General features: G+C 51.6%; 13 protein-coding genes. 4 read left to right on the forward strand and 9 right to left on the reverse strand.

All coding sequences use genetic code 11. From position 1 onward, the window contains the following. The first annotated feature begins 274 nt into the window (after positions 1-274). Together A8O25_RS14480 and A8O25_RS14490 are read left to right on the forward strand one after the other, a co-directional pair. On the forward strand, positions 275-2,962 hold the full coding sequence (locus A8O25_RS14480) for a TonB-dependent receptor (RefSeq protein WP_066836093.1): 2,688 nt from the start codon (positions 275-277) through the stop codon (positions 2,960-2,962). A 1,247-nt stretch (positions 2,963-4,209) separates the two neighbouring features. Further along, on the forward strand, positions 4,210-6,078 hold the full coding sequence (locus A8O25_RS14490) for a DEAD/DEAH box helicase (RefSeq protein WP_066836097.1): 1,869 nt from the start codon (positions 4,210-4,212) through the stop codon (positions 6,076-6,078). An 857-nt stretch (positions 6,079-6,935) separates the two neighbouring features. Here A8O25_RS14490 and A8O25_RS23255 read toward each other — a convergent pair. From A8O25_RS23255 to A8O25_RS14500, 3 genes are all read right to left on the reverse strand, one after another. After that, positions 6,936-7,085 carry a hypothetical protein gene (locus A8O25_RS23255; protein WP_161947752.1) on the reverse strand — a complete coding sequence of 50 codons (150 nt, stop codon included), beginning with the start codon at positions 7,083-7,085 and terminating at the stop codon, positions 6,936-6,938. A gap of 58 nt (positions 7,086-7,143) precedes the next feature. Continuing rightward, positions 7,144-8,370, reverse strand: a complete 1,227-nt coding sequence (locus A8O25_RS14495) for a BaiN/RdsA family NAD(P)/FAD-dependent oxidoreductase (RefSeq protein ID WP_066836117.1) — start codon at positions 8,368-8,370, stop codon at positions 7,144-7,146. Between the two features lie 217 nt (positions 8,371-8,587). Continuing rightward, entirely contained in the window at positions 8,588-9,412 is an 825-nt protein-coding gene (locus A8O25_RS14500) for a Rossmann-fold NAD(P)-binding domain-containing protein (RefSeq protein ID WP_066836099.1), read from the reverse strand. A 64-nt stretch (positions 9,413-9,476) separates the two neighbouring features. On the opposite strand from A8O25_RS14500, the gene A8O25_RS14505 reads away from it, so the two are divergent. Together A8O25_RS14505 and A8O25_RS14510 are read left to right on the forward strand one after the other, a co-directional pair. Then, positions 9,477-10,940 (forward strand): phytoene desaturase family protein, encoded by a 1,464-nt coding sequence (locus A8O25_RS14505; protein ID WP_066836101.1) that lies wholly within the window; start codon positions 9,477-9,479, stop codon positions 10,938-10,940. Positions 10,941-11,446: 506 nt separating this feature from the next. Then, the gene (locus A8O25_RS14510) at positions 11,447-12,322 is read left to right on the forward strand and encodes an SDR family oxidoreductase (RefSeq protein ID WP_066836103.1); all 876 of its coding nucleotides are present in this window, start codon (positions 11,447-11,449) and stop codon (positions 12,320-12,322) included. A gap of 544 nt (positions 12,323-12,866) precedes the next feature. Here A8O25_RS14510 and A8O25_RS14520 read toward each other — a convergent pair. From A8O25_RS14520 to A8O25_RS14540, 6 genes are all read right to left on the reverse strand, one after another. Further along, the gene (locus A8O25_RS14520; RefSeq protein WP_066836105.1) at positions 12,867-15,104 is read right to left on the reverse strand and encodes a S46 family peptidase; all 2,238 of its coding nucleotides are present in this window, start codon (positions 15,102-15,104) and stop codon (positions 12,867-12,869) included. A 204-nt stretch (positions 15,105-15,308) separates the two neighbouring features. After that, positions 15,309-15,686, reverse strand: coding sequence for a YkvA family protein (locus A8O25_RS14525; RefSeq protein ID WP_241499035.1), 378 nt, complete (start codon positions 15,684-15,686; stop codon positions 15,309-15,311). Between the two features lie 700 nt (positions 15,687-16,386). Next, the gene (locus A8O25_RS14530; protein ID WP_066836108.1) at positions 16,387-17,043 is read right to left on the reverse strand and encodes a hypothetical protein; all 657 of its coding nucleotides are present in this window, start codon (positions 17,041-17,043) and stop codon (positions 16,387-16,389) included. A gap of 246 nt (positions 17,044-17,289) precedes the next feature. Then, entirely contained in the window at positions 17,290-17,586 is a 297-nt protein-coding gene (locus A8O25_RS22725; protein WP_153042761.1) for a hypothetical protein, read from the reverse strand. Between the two features lie 281 nt (positions 17,587-17,867). Further along, complete coding sequence (locus A8O25_RS24380; RefSeq protein WP_377047851.1) at positions 17,868-18,026, reverse strand: maleylpyruvate isomerase N-terminal domain-containing protein; 159 nt, start codon at positions 18,024-18,026, stop codon at positions 17,868-17,870. A gap of 210 nt (positions 18,027-18,236) precedes the next feature. Next, positions 18,237-18,773, reverse strand: a complete 537-nt coding sequence (locus tag A8O25_RS14540) for a hypothetical protein (protein ID WP_161947753.1) — start codon at positions 18,771-18,773, stop codon at positions 18,237-18,239. Between the last annotated feature and the right edge of the window lie 241 nt (positions 18,774-19,014).

A 19,014-nucleotide genomic window follows, 5' to 3' on the forward strand; every position in this document is an offset into this window, starting at 1 on the left:
GTCTGCGCCTGCTGCTCCATAGTCCCCGCAGAATATGGTAGAAAAGTGAGGGGCTGCGCCACCTGCTATGCGGGCTTCTACTCCCCATCTGTCTGTCATTCATCACCGCAGAACAGTGGGGAGACTACGGCAAAAATCATAAGAAGAGTTCCCCCTATCATTCTGCCTGCGGATTACATGAAAACCCCTATTTTTACGTTTGGTATAGGGGCGGACGGATTTCCTGCTGTCCTGCTTGTAGAAAGTACCACTACCTCCGGTTCCGGTTTCCCCCATGCTGAAATGTTGTTTCCTGTTTTTCCTGGCTTACCTGCTCAGTGACCCTGCCTGGGCGCAACTCAACGTGGTAAAGGGGCAGGTAACCGATTCAACAGGGGCAGGGGTAGAGGCGGCCACCATTAGCCTGGTTTCGGCGCGGGATACGCTCACCGCGCTCAGTAACAGCAAAGGCCATTTCCTTTTCAGGAATGTCAAATCCCGGGAGTTCTCCCTCCACGTTTACACCCTGGAGTACGAAGCGGTGCACCAAACCCTTTCCTTGCAGGAGGGGCAAACGGTGCTGGACCTTCCCGCCATAAAGCTGCAGGTGAAAAACCACGTGCTGCAGGAGGTGGTGATTCGGCGGCCGCCGCCCGTGCTGGTCAAAACCGATACCGTGGAATTTGATGTGGCCCAGTTTGAGACAGATCCCAATGCTACAGTAGATGAGGTGGTGAAAAAGCTCCCGGGGCTGGAGGTGGATGCAGACGGCCGCCTCACCACTGAAGGCCAGGAAATCACTGAATTGCGCATGAACGGGAAAGTCTTCACGGGGGCAGACCTGCAGACAGCCCTCAGCCTGCTGCCCGCTGAGCTGATCCAGAAAATACAGGTAGTAGATGACTATGGCGAAATGGCCAGGCTCAGCGGGGTGAAAACCGGTACGGCGCGCAAAGTGCTGAACCTGCAGGTTGACCCGGAGAAAAACAAGTTCTTTTCCAGCAACGGCTCTGCCGGTATGGCCAGCACCGGCCGGTTCAATGCTTCGTTTAATGCCAACTACATGAACAATGACCGGCAGCTGACCGTGCTAGGGGCGTTGCAGAACAGCGGCGGGGAAGGGGCCGGCAGTTCTACCAGCCGTACCGGTGGGCTCAATTTCAGAGAGGAGGTAGGCAAAAAGCTGCAGGTGTCAGGCGGGTTCAACTACAGTGACCACCAGAACCACAACCTGGGCGAAACCGTGCGGCAGAGTTTCTACGAACGGCAGGTGGTGGTGCAGACCAACCTGAACGCCTATGAAAGCGAAAGCAAAACCTTGAGCAGTAACCTGAGCTTGGAGTACCGGCCCAATGACCGTAATTTTCTCCGGATTTCCCCCAACTTCTCTTTCAACAGCAGCCAGACATCCAGTGAAAGCAAGTACCGCATTCAGCAAGATTCCCTGCCAAAAGGGCAGGAGGAGCTGGTGCTGGAGCAGCTCCCTGAAAAGGAGAAAGGGAATATCCTCTCCGGCAGTACGTCTTCTGCCCCCACGGTAGGCGTAGACATGACCTGGAGCCACCGGTTTGAGAAAAAGGGCCGCACCTTTACCGTCAATGCCAGTTACAACGGCTCCAGCAATGAAGATGAACAGGTGAACCAGACGGCACTGCAGCTGTTCCAGAAAGACCAGGTGAAAGATTCCCTGCAGCACCGCCTGCTGCAAAACCAAACCAGAAACAGGGGGTGGGGGGCCTCCGCTTTTTACGTGGAGCCTTTGAGTGAACACTCTAGCCTGGCCGTGAACTGGAGCTACAGCCATGCCCGCAACCGCAACAACCGTGAAACCCGTGAGATTCTGGATGGGAAGGAACCGTTTATTGTAGATTCCCTCACCAACCTGTACACCTCCCTGGCCATCACCCAGCAGATAGGCTTGTTTTTCAACAGCAAGTTCAAAAAGGGGACGTATGTGGTGGGTATTAATGCCGCGCCCACTATGTTGGAGAACCACACAGAAGGCGTGCAGACGGCCACCAACCGCCGCCGCAGCCTGAACGGCAGCGGCTCGCTGCAGGTGAATTACCCCGTTTCAGAGTCGGCGGCTTTCAACCTGAACTACCAGGCCAACGCCCAGCAGCCGTCTGTGGAGCAGTTGCAGCCCATTCCAGATGTGACTGACCCTAAATACATCATCATTGGCAACCCTAACCTGCAGCCATCTATCCAGCACGGGTTGAACCTGAACTACCGCCACTCTGACCGAACCTCCAACTCCTTCTGGGCCGTGAATTTCTCCGGGAGTTTTACCCAGAACAAGATTGTGCAGAACACCCTTCTGCTGGAAGAGGAGGGAAGCCTCCGGCAGCAGACCCGCTACCTGAACTCCAATGGTGACTATAACCTGGCGGGTGGCTACTCGTATTCCAGGCCGTTTGCAGAACGCAAGTACACCCTCAGCCTGAACGGCAGGGTTCAGTTTGGGAACAATGTGAGCTACAGCAACAACCAGGAAAACCGGCGGCAGAACTGGGGCTGGAGCCAGGGCCTGCAGATGCGGGTAGCCCCGGTGAAATGGACCGAAGTCAACACCCGCGTCAATTACTCCTACCAGAAAGATTCTTACCAGCTCACCCAGGGCGTAGGGTCGTCTGTGTCTTCCTGGCGGCTGAGTTTAGACGGCAGAGCCTATCTCTGGGACAGGGCCGTGACCCTTTCCACTAATGTGAACAAGAGCTTTGACCAAGGGTATGCCCGCTCGTTCCGCACCAACCCCCTGATCATCAATGCCGCCCTTACCGGGCGTTTCCTGAAAAAGAAAACCGCCTCTGTAAGCCTGCAGGCCTTTGACCTTTTAAATGAAAACAACAACGTGAGCCGTACCGCCAACGGGAACACCATCATAGACAACCGCACCAAACGCATCTCCCGCTATTACCAGCTCACCCTGCAAATGAAACTGCTGACCTTCGCCAAAGGCGGAAAGCAGGAGAAAAAGTAAAATCTGTTTTTGGCCTGTTTTCAGAAAAACAGCTCTGAAAACAGGAGAGAACCTTTGCTTTCAGAGGTTTAGGTGTGTTGTGAGGACCTGCAGGTGTATGGCATATGGCCGTACACCTGTCATGCGTGGAGTTACAGGTGTATAATTTTCCTTATGGGCTTTTCACGGTTCCTCTATTGCTCAGTTGTCTTAGCTGTTCGGGATTGGCAGGTCCTAACTTGACACCTGCGGATTTGCAAACCGCAGCGCTTACACATCAAAATGCCGCAACGGAGATTGCAAATACCCTCTTTACCTGCTTCCGGATTGCAAATCCGGAAGAGCGCTGCTGTTCGTAAATCTTAAGAACAATAATCAGGCATGCGTGGACCGGCAGGTGTAAACATCCCCCTTCGCCCCCTTCAAAGGGGGAGTAGCAGAAAGGAGTCCTGAGTCTAGAGTTCTGAGTCATTTAGTCCGCTCTGGCAATCCAGCACGGGTAAACCAGCACTGCGCATGGTCGCTGCCCGGCAGCGAGGGCAGTCAGAGACTACCCATCATCACCAGGCACGAGTCTGGAGACTCGCGCCTGCGGGACCTGCTGCAGCTGCTATAGCTGCCACTATCAGTCAACCACAGCCAATCCACCACCCATGCCTCCTACGGATGTGCGCAGCACGGGCTCGTCTCAGGCTAGCGGATCTGCAACCGTTACCTACAAAAGCAGACAAAGCAAGAGAAGCTGATCAGGGAAGGAACAGAACCCAGTCGTGGGGATGAGCGCCTCTGGTTCTCGGTGCTGCTTTAGCAGCAAAACCGAAGGTTTAGAGAAGCAGCAGTGCGAATCGCCAGGACGGGGCCCCGCGGCCGTGAGCGCAGCGGAAACCATGAAACAGAAAAGTAATTTCGCACCGGAGCAAACGGCAAAGCCTAGGGAACAGCAAACTACACATACCCGCAGCAGCAGCAGCAGCAGCAGCAGCAGCAGCAAAGAAATCATAAAGAACAACTGATCCCAACTCCATTCCTTATAACAGCTCTCCCAATCAACCCCTCTTCCTCCTTAAAAAGCCCCCGCTAGGAAAAATCAGTAATTCTCCGTACCTTTGCCCCACAATACACGCCGAGACTTCGTTGGTCTCATTTTTTGGCATTAAGGCACTTCTCAAGCAAACCTCTGTGCGGCTTTCTCCGCAACGAAATCTTGATAAATGACGAATACCCTAGGGCAGGTGTATTGTCTTTATATATCATACTTATCATAATTGATGGAAAGAATTAAATTCCAGGAGCTTCCGTTGTCGGAAGAAATCCAGCGCGCTATCGTGGACTTAGGCTACGAAGAGGCTTCTCCTATCCAGACTGCCGCCATTCCTGTTTTACTGGAAGGCCGCGACGTTATCGGGCAAGCCCAAACCGGTACCGGCAAAACTGCCGCTTTTGCAATCCCTACTATTGAAGGCATTGACCCTAACAACCGCGAGGTGCAGGCGTTGATCCTGTGCCCAACCCGTGAGTTGGCCATTCAGGTGTCAGAAGAGATTCAGAAACTTACAAAATACAAAAAAGGCATCAGCGTAGTGCCTATCTATGGTGGTCAGCCCTATGAGCGCCAGTTACGCGCCCTCAAGCAAGGGGTACAGATCGTGATCGGGACCCCCGGCCGCGTCATGGACCACATTGAAAGAGGAACCCTCCGTCTGGAAACCACCAAAACCATCATCTTAGATGAGGCCGATGAAATGTTGGACATGGGTTTCAGGGAAGACATTGAGTTTGTTCTGACCAAAATGCCAGAAGACCGCCAGACGGTATTCTTCTCGGCTACCATGAGCAAGCCTATCATGGAGCTCACGCGCAAGTACCAGACCAATCCGGAGATTGTGAAGGTGACCCAGCAGCAGCTCACCGTGACCAACATTGAGCAGATCTACTTTGAAGTACGCAGCAGCGGCAAGATGGAAGTGACCACGCGCCTCATTGACATGTACAACTTTAAAGTGGTGATCATCTTCTGTAACACCAAACGCATGGTAGACGAGCTGGTGAGCAACCTCCAGGCCCGCGGCTACTTCGCAGATGGTCTTCACGGTGACCTGAACCAGAACCAGCGGAACAACGTGATGAACAAGTTCAAAGCCGGTACCCTGGAGATTCTGGTGGCCACCGACGTGGCCGCCCGCGGGATTGACGTGGACAACGTGGAGGCCGTGATCAACTATGACCTTCCGCAGGACGAGGAAAACTACGTGCACCGCATTGGCCGTACCGGCCGTGCCGGTAAATCTGGGAAAGCCTTCTCGTTTGTGGCGGGTAGAGACCTGTACAAACTGCGGGACATTGAGCGCTTCACCAAGGCTAAAATCGTTCGTCAGAACGTGCCAACCTATGAGGATGTAGCCGAAGTGCGTACCACCTTGGTATTAGACCAGGTGAAAGAAGTGATCCAGAAAGGCGGCTTGTCTAAGCATATCTTAAAGATTGAGCGTCTGGTAGACCAGGATCTTACCACCATGGACATTGCCGCGGCGCTGCTGAAGCTGGTCATGAAAGACACCAAAAACAAGGAGAAGAGCGCCGAAGCCAGCGAAGGCAAAGGGGGCCCTAAACCTGGCTTTGACCGTCTGTTCGTGACCCTGGGCAAGAAAGACCGGCTGCACCCCAAAGACCTGGTAGACATCCTCACTGACAACACCAGCATACCGGGTGGTAAAGTTGGAGACATTGACCTGTATGACCGTTTCAGCTTTGTAGAAGTACCTACTGAGTACACCGCAGAAATCCTGAACCGCCTGGCCGTAACTGAAATCAACGGGATGACCGTGAAATTCCAGAAAGCTGAGAAGAAAAACATGGACCCTGCTGAAGGTGGCCGTGAGCTGCAGGAGTTGGAAGACCGCCCAAGAAAGAAATTCTATGACGGTCCGTTCAACAACCGCGGCGGCGGAGACCGTGGTGGTGACAGAGGCGGAAGTCGTGGCGGCTATGGCGGTGGCGACAGAGGCGGCCGTTCCTACGGAGACCGTGACCGGGGCGGCGACCGCGGAGGCAGAAGCTTCGGCGGTGGTGGCGGACGCGACCGTGACCGCAACAGCGGCGGCGGCGGGTTCCGGGAACGGAAAAGAAGAGACTTCTAAAAAAACTTAAATATTTTCTCAGAAACTATAACCCTGGCAAAATTCCTCCCGTATAACTGAGGGACAGAGCTTAAAAGTTAATAAAGGGTTTAGTATCTGTTTTAAAATAAACGCAGCACTCAGAATGCTGCGTTTATTTTTTTGTACCTACCCCAACTGGTTTTGATGAGTTTTTAGAAAAACAGGCGGAAAACGGGAAGATCTATTTTAGATTGGAATCTAATTCAAAAGTTTTCAGGATAGGTAGTTTGCTGCTGCAGCGTAGGAATGCGTGTTTCGCTTTTCCCTTGGCGTGGATGGTTGGCGACTGAATGCCTAAGTGATTAACTCTTTTCAAAGACCCTGCTGCTGCTGCAGGAATGCGTGGCCTGCTGTTTCCCTGGCTTTGGCGCTTGATGCGTTGGTTTACTAGCTGCGTTGTTTCATCTTTTCCGGTAAGCGCTCACGGCCGCGGGGCCCGTCCTGGCGGCTCGCACTGCTGTTAAAACTACGCCTTTGGCGTTGCCTTCGGCACCGTATTAACAGAGGCGCTCCCCGCCAGGACTGATTTATGTTCCTTCCCTGCTACTTCCTTACTTGCTCTGTCTGTTTCTGCAGGTAACCGTTGCTGATCCGCTAGCCTGAGACGAGCCTGTGCTGCGCACATCAGCCAGGGGCAGAAGTGCTAATTAACCCATGTGCCACTAGCAGAAGTGTTGATTGTTCATTACTGCTTGTTGGTTACTTATTGTTGCTTGTTTGCCGCTTTCTCTGGTTCAAGTTTCCAACTTGGACCTATAATGGCGGAAGCTTTCAGCTTCCATGAGGCGGCAGCCTCACATTACTTCTGCCCTCTATGGCTCCCTCTATGGCTCCCTCTATGGCGCGGAAGTTACTTCCGTGCCTTCTAACCATTGCCGATACTTTTCTTGCCGATACTCTTCTTTATTGGAGAGCTGATCAACTTTAAAAGAAGATCTGATACCACAAGGCAGATCCATCGCAGAATAGTTTTTTGATTGCTCCAAAATGCTCCTGTTTTCGGGCTGTTTTTCTAAAAACAGGCCGAAAACAGAAAATATAACTTTATAATCCGGCCATGGCTTTGCCGGCCAGGTAGCCGCCGGTCCAGGCGGCCTGGAAGTTGAAACCGCCAGTGATGCCGTCTATGTCCAGAACCTCGCCCGCGAAATACAATCCGGGAATTTTGCGGCTTTCCATGGTTGCAAGGTTGATCTCTGGTAAGGCAATTCCGCCGCAGGTGACAAACTCTTCTTTGAAGGTGGTTTTCCCATGCACCTCAAACGGGGTCCTGATGAGCAGTTCAATGAGTTTGTTCTGCGCTTTGCCGGGCAGTTCAGCCCACTTTACGTCTGCCGGCACCTCGGCCAGTTCACAGAGGCGCTGCCAGAGACGGTTAGGCAACCCGAAAAGAGCGTTGGTGAGCACCATTTTGCGGGGAGAAGACTGCCGTATGTCAAGCAGTTGCTGGCGCACCTGTTCCTCCGGAACATCTGGTACCCAGTTCACCAGCGCGGTGCCGGTATACTGCTGCCCGTGCAGGAGACGCGCCCCCCACGCCGAAAACCGGAGAACCGCCGGTCCGCTCAGGCCCCAGTGCGTGATGAGGAGTGGCCCCTCGGTTTCCAGTTTTTGACCCGTGAGTTTTACTTTCGCCTTCGGTACAGAGACGCCCTGCAGGTCTTTGAACGGCGAGGAGGGAACGTTGAGCGTGAACAGCGAAGGTACCGGCTGCTCAACGGAGTGCCCCAGGTCCGCCAGCCACTGGTACTGCTCCGTTTTCTGGTTTCCGCCGGTGGCGATGAGGACTTTTTCTGCAGCCAGTATGTCGCCTGAGCTGAGGTGCAAGGCAAAGGCATGGGGGCTGCTAGGCGTAATTTGTTGCACCCCCACACCGGTTCTAATCTGCACCCCGGCGGCATGCGCGGCCTGCAACAGACAGTCCACTATGGTTTCTGAAGTGTTAGACACCGGAAACATGCGGCCGTCTGGCTCAGTTTTCAGCTTTACCCCCCTTTTCTCAAACCAGGCCACCGTGTCTTGCGCCCCAAAGTGGGGAAGCATGCGCTTGAGCGCCTTGTGCCCCCGCGGATAGTGCTGGGCAAAGGGGCCGGCCTGAAAGCAGGCGTGGGTCACGTTGCAACGGCCGCCGCCAGACACGCGCACCTTAGACAGCAGCTTGGTGGTCTTCTCCAGCAAGATGACCTGCACGGAAGGGTTGGCCTCAGCGCAGGTAATGGCCCCGAAGAATCCGGCGGCACCGCCCCCTATCACTACTACTGTTCCCGGCATCTGTTTTCGGCTTGTTTTTACAAAAATAGACAAAAAACAGATGCCGCTTTTTCTGGGCAGCATGCTCCTGCTCCAGGTCAGGTTTTCTGGTTAGTTATTCAGATTAATAGTAGCAGGAAGAGCTGGAAATCTTTCAAAACGCTGGCTAACCTTAAGCCAGAAGTGAAATCTTATCAATCCGCCGTGGGCGGAAGATGTTTTCAAAACTTAGCGCTAACTAAAAATCAATAGATGCCAGACAGGCTACCGGATCAGGGAAATGGAAACGGTAGGCAAGATCAGCGGTGATTTTGTCGCTGTTAATCTGTTTGAAACGTGGGGCCGTAGTAGCCGCAAAGGCAGGGGGCGTCAAAGCTAACGCAGCGGCGGCAGCGGTGTAGAACTCTTGCCGGATGGGGTGCAGCGGGGCGCAGGCATTGTACGTTTCGCCCCACTTTTCCTGCGCCAGCACCTCGGTCAACAGCTGCACACAGTCGGTGAGGTGGATCATGTTGACCGGGCCCTCGGGCAGCGGTACGTCTTTCTTGCCCGCCAGCCACCGGCCGGGGTGCCGCTGCCTGCCCATCAGCCCGCCAAACCGCACCACCGTGGCCGTTATTCCCTGTATGTGCTGCACCAGGTACTCGCACCGCAGCAGAAGGGAGGCAGCCGCAGGCGAGGCAATGGCGTCTGACTCTACCACTTCGCGGTTCAGGTCTGGGTACACAGAGGTGGAGGAAACAAAGAGCAGGTGTTGCAAAGCAGCCGGAGCGGCGGCCAAAACGGTTTGCAGAATCTGTTCATACGCGGCTTCGCCCTGGCTTTTTGAAGGCGGCAGGTTAAAGACCAGCGTCTCTGCCTCCAGAAAGGAAGAAAGTTCTGTTTTGGAGCTGTTTTCCGGAAAAGAGAGCAAAAACGGCTGGATTCCCGCTTCCTGAAGGATTGGCAACTTGCCTGGGGTGGTGGTGGAGCCGTTTACCCGGTAGCCTTTTTTGACCAGTTCCTGCGCCAGGGGCAGGCCCAGCCATCCGCAACCCAGCACGGCAATCTTCTTTGGTTTCATGCCACAAAGAACGTCACCTTTCCAGAGGCCGGCAACAAATTGCCCGGGTTTTGGTTGTACGCAAATGAAGTCAGCAACAACACAGGTGGCAGTGGTCGGTTCCGGGTTCGGGGCTTTGAGTGCCGCGGCCTTACTGGCGAAGGCGGGGCTGCAGGTGACGGTTCTGGAGCAGAACAACTACCCCGGCGGCTGCGCGTCTTCTTACAAGCGCAAGGGCTACTGGTTTGAAACCGGGGCCACCACGCTGGTGGGGCTGGATGAACACATGCCGCTGCACTATCTGCTGCAGGAGACCGGAATTTCTATACCCGCCCAACGGTTGGCCCTTCCCATGCAGGTGGTTCTCAAAGACGGCACCCGCGTAACCCGTTTCCCCCAGCTGGAAGCCTGGATTCAAGAAGCCGAGCGGGTATTTGGCGTACCGGGACAAAGGAGCTTCTGGGAAACCTGTTACAGGCTGAGCCAGAAAGTCTGGCGGACGTCGGTACGGCAGCAGAGTTTCCCTTTCAGTTCGTTCTCTGATGTCTGGCAGGCCGTGAAGGCGCTGCAACCAGAACAGGTGGGGTTGCTGCCGCTGGCGTTCAAAACGGTGCAGGAACTGCTGCAGGCGCACGGGCTGGACCAGAACCAGCCGTTTGTGGAGTTTGTAGACCAGCAGCTGCTGATCACCGCCCAGAATACCCGGCAGGAAGTAAATGCCTTGTTTGGTGCCACCGCGCTTTGTTACACCCTGTACGGAAATTATTATATGCCCGGCGGGCTGAGGCAGTTTAGTGAGCCCCTGATTGCCTATCTGCGGGAGCGGCAGGGGCAAATACACTACAAAACCCAGGTAGAAAGGGTAGAGGCGCAAGGCAACGGCTATCTGCTGCACACTTCCAGAGGCCAACTCCTGGCCGACTATGTGGTGCTGGGTGTTCCGTTGAACAATGTCTTTGACCTTTTCCCGGCACCGGAGATCCGGCGGAAGCTGAAGCCCTACCTGCTTTCCCCCGCAGAGGTGAACGGGGCGTTTACCTGGAGCCTGGTGTTTAGGCGGGAGCAGCCCCTGGAAGTCCTGCACCACCAGCTACACGTGCCCGGCGGAGTGCCCCAGATTGGGAGCGAAAGCATCTTTGTAAGCCTCAGCCACACAGATGACCACGCCAGAGCGCCCCAAGGCTTCTGTGTGGCCTCCGTCAGTACGCACGTACCAAACCCGCCCTCTACCTGGATTACAGATAAAAAACCGTTGGAAGCGTGGGTGGTGTCGTTCCTGGCCAAGGCCGGATTCTTTCAGCCGGAGCAGGTAGTGCTGGTGCAGTCGGCCACGCCCGGCGCGTGGCTGGACTGGACGGGAAGGGCCTGGGGACAGGTGGGGGGCTACCCGCAGTTCCGGCGCATTAAGCCCTGGCAAATGAAAGATGCCCGCCTGGATGGCCGCCGGGCCTATGTCTGCGGCGACACGGTGTATCCCGGACAAGGAATACCAGGGGTGTGCCTGAGCGGGATCATTGCCGCCCAAAAGCTCCTGCGCGACCATTTTTAACCTGGCTGTGGCCGAAGCCAAGTCTACAGAAGAAGGCCGGAAACACTTTCCCTTTTCTCAGGCATGGAAGTTTGGGAGGCTTGGGTACAATAAGTTAGAAGTTGCGTCAATTCTTGAGATTTAAATCATTTTAAGCCACAAGCATGAAGATCAATAGCAGCACATTGTCAATAAGGGAATACGTTTATTGCTTGCCTGGTCCTGTTACTAATTCTATAAAGGACAATTGAATGAAGGCGCTATTTCAGGCATAAGGCTACCGTCACATGACAAGGGAGGGTGCAGTTCCCCAGACTCACCAAGGTGCCGCTGGCATTGGCTAAACCTTGCGTTGGAAGGCGTTAAAAACAACGTGAGTACATCTGCATAGCAATGAAAAGATTTTGTTCTATCTTGTTCAGTTTATGGAACAGGGGAGAAGCGGCCGGCAGACGCTGCAGTTGTGCCTTTTGAGGGAACAACCGGCAGAGGCAGCCGTTTACTTTGTCTAACACAAGAACAAAACTATGGCACACTATACAGAGCCCATGCTGCGGGAGGGCGCACTAACGGGCAAAACGATTATTATTACCGGCGGCGGAACCGGACTGGGGAAGTCTATGGGCATGTATTTCCTGCGGCTGGGGGCCAATCTGGTCATCACCAGCAGAAAGCTGGACGTGTTAGAGAAAACTGCGCAGGAAATGGCTTCCGCCACCGGCGGAAAGGTGTTGCCTGTTGCCTGTGACGTACGCAAACCCCTGGAAGTAGAGGCCATGCTGCAGGCCACGCTAGAGGAGTTTGGCGCGGTGCACGGGCTGCTCAACAATGCCGCCGGGAACTTCATTAGCCCCACAGAGCGCCTCAGCCCCAAAGCCTTTGACGTGATAGTAGATATTGTGCTCAAAGGGACCTACAACTGCACCCTGACCGTGGGCAAGCACTGGATTGAGCAGAAGCAGCCGGGCACTTTTCTGAACATTGTCACCACCTACGCCTGGACGGGGTCTGGGTATGTGGTTCCTTCGGCCACGGCCAAAGCGGGGGTGCTGGCGTTGACCAGATCCCTGGCCACCGAGTGGGCCAAATACGGCATCAGATCTAACGCCATCGCGCCGGGGCCTTTCCCCACCGAGGGGGCCTGGAGCCGTCTTTTCCCGGAAGATCTCTCTGAACAGCTGGACCCCCTGAAACGAATTCCGCTCAAACGGTTCGGCGACCATCAGGAGCTGGCCAACCTGGCCGCTTACCTGATTTCAGACTACTCGGCGTATGTGAACGGCGAAGTCATCACCATTGACGGCGGCGAGTGGCTCTACGGGGGCGGTGAATTCAATTACCTGGACCAGGTGCCTTCTGAGGCCTGGGATGCGATTGAGCAGCAGGTGCGGGGTAAAAAATAGGGAGCCTTAGGTTTGGTCGTTTCCATTCTGAACGAGCAGATAGAAGGGGAGGCATTTGTTTTCAGAAGCAATCCTTCCTTTCAGGGTGAAGCTAGGGATTTCCTGTTTTCGGCCTGTTTTCAGAAAAACAGGCGAAAACAGGAAATCTTTTATGAACCTGGCAGGAGCCCGTTATTTAATAGAGGTTATACAGAAGAAGGAATTATAGCTACTCCAGTAGTTCCTTCCGAGCGTAGCCGAGGAAACAAACGTCTCCAACTTATGCTATAGACGCGGTTAAGAAACTGCTTCAGCTCTGGTTCTTCTCCTTTAAAACCTTATTCCATATAAGCTCTAATGAAAAGCGATATTTAAGCTGGAAAGGTCTGTTCATGTTGCTTTCAGAAAGTAGACTGAAAATGCAAAGGATTGTGATTGCTTGCGCCCAAAGAAGAGCGTTGCGTGCAGCGGAACAGAAAAAAAAATTGACTTGGTACTTTGCAAAAAAATAGCCCGGAGCGTTTCCGGGCTATTTTTTTGAAAACAGGGTAAAACCAGCGGGTGGTTACTTTTTCTTTTTCGCGGCAGGCGCCGGGGCTTTTTTCGGCGTAGCCGCTGGCGCGGAAGAGGAAGCACCCACCAGGGTCATCTCTTTCACCAGGTGACCGGCTCCGGCAAACTTGTCTACAATGAAGAGGAAGTAGCGGGCGTCCAGGCTGATGTTGCGCACGCGGTCCGGGTCATACATGATGTCTGACATGGTACCTTCCCAGTTGCGGTCAAAGTTGGTGCCTATCAGCTGGCCCTGGGCGTTGATCACCGGGGAGCCGGAGTTACCGCCCGTGGTATGGTTGGAGGCGATAAACGCTACCGGCATGGTGCCGTTCACGCCATAAGGGCCGTAGTCTTTCTTCTGGTACAGCTCCTTCAGTTTAGCCGGCACGTAGTAATCTACTATGGTGGGGTCTTCTTTCTCAATGATCCCCTCCAGGGTGGTGTAATACTCATACTGCACCCCGTCTGCCGGCTTGTAACCGTCTACCTGGCCAAAAGAAACCCGCAGGGTGGAGTTGGCATCTGGGTAAAACTTGCGGTTCTGCTGCATTTCACGCAGGCCCTGCAGGTAAGTACGGTTGAGCAGGGTATTCTGGTCGGTCAGGCTGGTGTAGGTAGGCAGTACCTTGGAGCGGTAGGTGCCTACAAAGCTACTGATGAGCTGCACGGCAGGGTCAGCGGCCAGGCGCTTTAAAATCTCGGCGGGTTTCTGGCTCAGTACCTCCTGTACCTTTTCTGGGGTGCTCAAAGAGGTTTTGCCGTACACCTCCTGGGTGAAGGCGTTCCAGTTGCCCTTGAAGTTCTGGGTCTGTGATTTAAACGCATCTGGTTGGAACGTTGGCGGCACATCCTGGGCGTATAGCTGCAGCAGCGCCTCAAACAGCTTCTGGTCTGTGGGCTGGTTATAGTTCTTGAAGAACCCAGGGGCGCCTGCTTTCAGTTTTTTGATCTGTTCCTGCACCTCGGCCTCCGGGGCGTTCTGCTGGATCATACCCGCCAGTTGGGAAAAGCCCTGGGCGTAGCTCAGGAGTTCAACCCCCAGTACGGCCTCATTGAAATAATCGCGGGCCAGGGTGATGCCGTTAGCCAGCTGCGCGTAATTCTGCTCAAACTGCGGAAGCACCTGACCGTAGGTGTTCTTGCGGCTGGTCTCCTGGTTCACCCAGGCGGCGAACTGTTTCTCCAGCTCCTGCTTTTTGGTGACGGCATCCAGTTTGCGGAGGCCGCGCATCTCGCCAATCCATTTTTTGTGGGCGTTGCTCACGCTGGCGTACTTGGCGGCGTATTGGATCCTTACCCTTGGGTCTGCCTTCATGTCCTGGTCCAGGAGCCCCAGTTTCACGGTTCTGATCTTCACCTTGGCCGGGTCTGAAATCTCTACAATCTCACGCACCGCCTGTGACGGAAGGTATTCTGTGGTGCGGCCGGGAAACCCGAACACCATAGTAAAATCGCCTTCCTTGATCCCCGCCAGGGAAATGGGCAGGTGGTGCTTGGGCGTGTACGGCTTGTTTTTGGGCGAATAGTCGGCGGGTTTGTTGTCTGGCCCGGCGTAGATCCGGAACAGGGAGAAGTCGCCGGTATGGCGGGGCCACATCCAGTTGTCGGTGTCGCCGCCAAACTTGCCTATGCTTTCGGGCGGAGCCCCCACCAGTCTGATGTCTTTGAAGGTTTCAGTTACGTACATGTAGTACTCATTGCCGTAGAAGAACGGCCTGATGATGGCGCCGTAGTGGGTGCCTGCGGTGGCCTGGGCCTGCACCTTCTTGATGTTGGCCTGCACGCGCTGCTCCCGCTCGGCCTCTGGGAGGCCCGCCGGAACATCGCCCAGGATCTGTTTGGTGACGTCTTCCATGCGCACAATGAAGGTGGCGGTCAGGCCGGGGTTTGGTTTCTCCTGGTCCCGGTTCATGGCCCAGAAGCCGTTGGTGAGGTAGTCGTTCTCTACCGAGCTGTGCGACTGGATCTGGCCGTAGCCGCAGTGGTGGTTGGTGAGCAGTAGGCCCTGGTTAGAGATGATTTCACCGGTGCAGCCGCCGCCAAACTGGACAATGGCGTCTTTCAGGCTTGATTTGTTGATGCTGTAGATGTCTTCAGCCGACAGGCGCATGCCTTTTTTCTGCATGTCGGCCTCGTTGAGCTGCTTCAGGAGCATGGGCAGCCACATGCCCTCGTCTGGGCGGGCAAAGCCCTTGAGCGAACCCAGGAGCAGCAGCCCCCAAAGCAGGAGTTGTTTGCGGTTTATCATATAGGTGGTGTTTGTGTGGGCCAAAGGTACTAAATGTACCCCAACTGGTCTACTTCCCTTACCACGTAGGCGCTGCCGATAAATTGTGCCAGGGAGGTGTTTTGGCAGAATTAAAATGCCAACCACACGCAAAAGCCTCTGTCTTTGCTGTTTTTAGAAAAACAGGCCAAAAACAGAGGCCTCAGGAACAATAGCGGGGGCTGGCTAGGAGTGACCTACCGCCACCGCACCTTCTTCCCACACCTGGAATTTCTGCAGTTCCTCCTGGAAGGCATTGATGAACCAGGCCATGAGGCTCAGGTCATCGGCGAAGCCGATGATGGGGATAAAGTCTGGCACCAGATCCAGCGGCGTGGCCACGTATAAGATGACGGCAATACCCAGGAGCATAGACTTGGTTTCAACGTTCCGGTAGGTGCCGTTGTAGTAGGCTTTTACCAGCCGCATAAACCGCAGCATGGTGTCTTTGATCTGCTCAAAGCCGCTCTCAGTGCTGTTGGCGCTGGTGAGCTTCTCATAGGCAGTGGTGAGCAGCAGCCCCACTTTCACAGGTTTGCCCATAATGCCGGAAGCTTTGGACATAAGATATTTAAAGAAGGTATTCTTGGAAATGTTAAATCCTTTATCTGCTAGCGAGGCCATACGTCTATGTTTTAAGTGAATGATGCTAGGTATACGCAAGGCCACAATTCTGGATGTACCTGTCCTACGCCGAAGGAGCAAAGGACATGCAGGTGGTGGGGTATATTCAAGCTGCTTAAGTTTGGCCCTGAGAATCTAAGAGAGCCTGTAGTAAGTCAATTTCTGTTTATGGCGTGTTTTCCGGAAAAGAGCCCAAAAACGCTTTCCCCAGATTCTGCATTCTTCGCCTATTTATTTTTAGGCTGTTTTCGGGAAATCAGGCCAGAAACCCATTTTGGACTTGGGTTGCTTGCGTTGTGCATAGGGACAGGGTACGCGTTTTAGGTCAATGCCATTTTTGCGGTTTCTGCCCATTTAAGTGGTAATAGTTGGTCATTATTTGCTAAGGTTATTTCATTCTTTGGCTGGTTGATGTCTGCAACCCTTAAAGAGTAGTCCTCCAGGATTCCAGATATATTTTATGGGTTGCTAGCTGGTTTCCTGCTTTTACAATATACCCTGTGCTTTACAGCCTTCAGGAGGAAGGCTTATTGAAAGTCTAGTTTGGGCTGCTTTCTTTGGCATAATGAAATTGATTGTTTCAGAGCATAATCTTAAACCCTTATTTTTTAAGTTGAGGTTGTACGTCTGTATTGGCACATCAAGACACGGGCGCTTTTGGTTGACCTAAGATTTTGCCTATCCACAAAAAGGCAAATGGCGCTATACCAGCATAACCTAGTATACCTATGTTTCTGATCTGCATATTGTTCAGTGGGACACCCATTAACCCCGCAAGACTTAATATGCTACTAATCATCATTACTTTTTGAAGAAGTTTTTCTTCTCTGCTTGACTTGAACACGAATGACGCAAGGAGGAATGAAAGAGCAAAAAACCAGTCCCATGCAAGAATATCTAAAGCATAGGCTACAGAAATCCATTTGAACGAAAAGAAAAAGCGAAAATCTGCATGTTGGGCAACCTGAGCTTGCTGGCTTCCGGTAAGCATAATAAAGTGAACGCTGGAAGTAATTCCTGTCATTAAACACATAAACAAAAGTGCCGCAAGACTATATATTTTGTCAACAGGTGAGGCATACGCGTGAACGGCCACCATACTAATTGCCATTAGAGGTGCAATGAGTATCGTCAAAACTTCCATTATTGTGAAATAGGGATTTCCGATTGGTTCAGCCGGTGATTTAAGAGATAAAAATCCAAGAAGAGTTGTAGCAGCATAAATCATTCCAAGAATAAATACAGCAAGACAGGTAAACTGTCCTATCTTTTGATACTTGCTATAATAAAATGTCATGGTACAAATTGCTGTGAGTGGGCAGTATTTAAAATTTAATTAACCACATGAAATGTGCAAGTAAGCGTTCATAACGCAATGAATAATGATGAGGGCTAAATTTATTAATGGAGTTCCTTCTGAAAGGGAATGATGTACAACGGTAAGTTTATGATGCGTTGCCGTACCGAAGGGAGGCTTTGCTCTAAATACCTTGTTAGAGATAGTTTTATGCTATTACTGATACCATTTCTAGTACCTTTTTTCTTAATGTTCATCTCCCTTTGTTTCTAATTTATTCATTATTTCATGTGGCCGAATGCTTTTTGTAAATAAAATCCAGGAGAATTCAATAGGTATACAGACAACGGCTACAGGGGTTGATGTAGCTCCTAATTCAAGTTTCCATCTGTCTGTATTTTTAATTAAGGACCAAGTACCACCAGCTTCGGAAGCTACCCTTGTTTCAATAGCTGTACCTTTTTCAGCGGCTTTATCACGGAACGTATGTGGTAAAGCTTGAAAGAACGTATTAAAAACAGGATAGAATAACTCTCTAGACATGATCCCTTGTTTATTGACCGCTTCTCTAACCTGTTGCTGCTGATGCCAATATTCGGTGCATTCTCGGGCTACGTGCATCCAATTATAACTAGTTGATTCTCCATCCCAGGCAACGGGAAATACCGCCTCATCCCAAGGATCCTATGAAACGTACTATTCCGTTACCAAATCTCCTACGGATAAGAGTAATAAAATTAGTGTTTGCGGGCTCAGTCTTTTTGCTGAGCTAACCCAATCGCTATTTAGTTGATTTAGCCATCTAACCAAATTATTATATCCATTCATTTCTGGGTTTGTTCTCCGTAATATCCATCTCGTTGAAAAGAAAGTGCTCGAAGTTGTGTATCTAACATATGGCTTATTACATCTTTTACCGTCCATTGTGTAGCTATTGTTTGTCTATGCCAATCATCTTCATTTAATGATTTCAACAATTCAATTAGCTTGGTAGTAAAGGTTAGAAAAGACTTCTAGTATCAATTGGTATGTCTTTTATAAATTTTCTCTAACGGACTCGTATATGAGGCGTGCAAGGCCGTCGTCCGAAGGATGGTGTTTGCACAATGTTGGCGGGAGTTATTGATTTATTTATTTATTTATTTATTTATTTATTTAATTTCTTGTGATGATTAAGCACCTACCTTTTTAAGCTACTCTTTAGGAATTGGGGGGTTAGCCTTGATAAAATAATGGAGTTCTTTTTCCAATGGAATTTCTTTTAATTTAAAGAAACAGTCCAAGAAAGAGTTTCTATCACCTAACCCTAGATAGGGCAGGTTCTCTGATTTACTCACTTCTTTGACATAGTGTTGAACCAAAGGCTCGTAGTAGAGACTGTCAAGCCTGTTGAAATTCAACTTACTATGAAAGTATTTTGAAATCCCTTCTTTAAAATACCTTGAACTATCATATTTAGATTGGTAATACGGATGAATTAATCGTTTTGTCAAATATTGGCTTAGATGGGAATATTGTATTGATTCCAGGTAGTCCGCCTTTGCTTTCTCTGACTTCCATTTTACGTAATCTTGGTTTCTTAGAAACATATACTCATGGCAGTGACATAAATTAATCAGCTCAAACTCCTCAATTTCTGCCTTAGAGAAACTTTTCATTGGCTTATCTTGGCAGTTTGAAGTCAAAGCACTGCAGACTATAAAACAAATTATAATAATAAGATTATTCATGTATCTAATTTCATTTGTTTATTTCAGATTTCTCTTATTAGGTTTCTATTAAAATATACTTTCGATTTTTTTAATTACAGTCAACGAACTAGTATAAAAAACGTGCTAGGCCGTCGGCCGTAGCATGATTTTTATACAGTGCTATGCAACGTATTTTTCAGTAGTACTCATACTCAAATTGCTCTACAGAATAACCCTCAGTTTTTGTCAGCAATCCATTTCTATCGTAAGAGTATTTGAC

The organism is Rufibacter ruber (genome assembly GCF_001647275.1).
GTDB lineage: Bacteria > Bacteroidota > Bacteroidia > Cytophagales > Hymenobacteraceae > Nibribacter > Nibribacter ruber_C.

Coding starts and splice junctions, on each gene's coding strand:
- A8O25_RS14540 (WP_161947753.1), bottom strand. CDS start 18,773: ATGAATAATCTTATTATTATAATTTGTTTTATAGTCTGCAGTGCTTTG.
- A8O25_RS14495 (WP_066836117.1), bottom strand. CDS start 8,370: ATGCCGGGAACAGTAGTAGTGATAGGGGGCGGTGCCGCCGGATTCTTC.
- A8O25_RS14490 (WP_066836097.1), top strand. CDS start 4,210: ATGGAAAGAATTAAATTCCAGGAGCTTCCGTTGTCGGAAGAAATCCAG.
- A8O25_RS14500 (WP_066836099.1), bottom strand. CDS start 9,412: ATGAAACCAAAGAAGATTGCCGTGCTGGGTTGCGGATGGCTGGGCCTG.
- A8O25_RS22725 (WP_153042761.1), bottom strand. CDS start 17,586: ATGTCTAGAGAGTTATTCTATCCTGTTTTTAATACGTTCTTTCAAGCT.
- A8O25_RS14505 (WP_066836101.1), top strand. CDS start 9,477: ATGAAGTCAGCAACAACACAGGTGGCAGTGGTCGGTTCCGGGTTCGGG.
- A8O25_RS14525 (WP_241499035.1), bottom strand. CDS start 15,686: ATGTCCAAAGCTTCCGGCATTATGGGCAAACCTGTGAAAGTGGGGCTG.
- A8O25_RS14510 (WP_066836103.1), top strand. CDS start 11,447: ATGGCACACTATACAGAGCCCATGCTGCGGGAGGGCGCACTAACGGGC.
- A8O25_RS14480 (WP_066836093.1), top strand. CDS start 275: ATGCTGAAATGTTGTTTCCTGTTTTTCCTGGCTTACCTGCTCAGTGAC.
- A8O25_RS14520 (WP_066836105.1), bottom strand. CDS start 15,104: ATGATAAACCGCAAACAACTCCTGCTTTGGGGGCTGCTGCTCCTGGGT.
- A8O25_RS14530 (WP_066836108.1), bottom strand. CDS start 17,043: ATGACATTTTATTATAGCAAGTATCAAAAGATAGGACAGTTTACCTGT.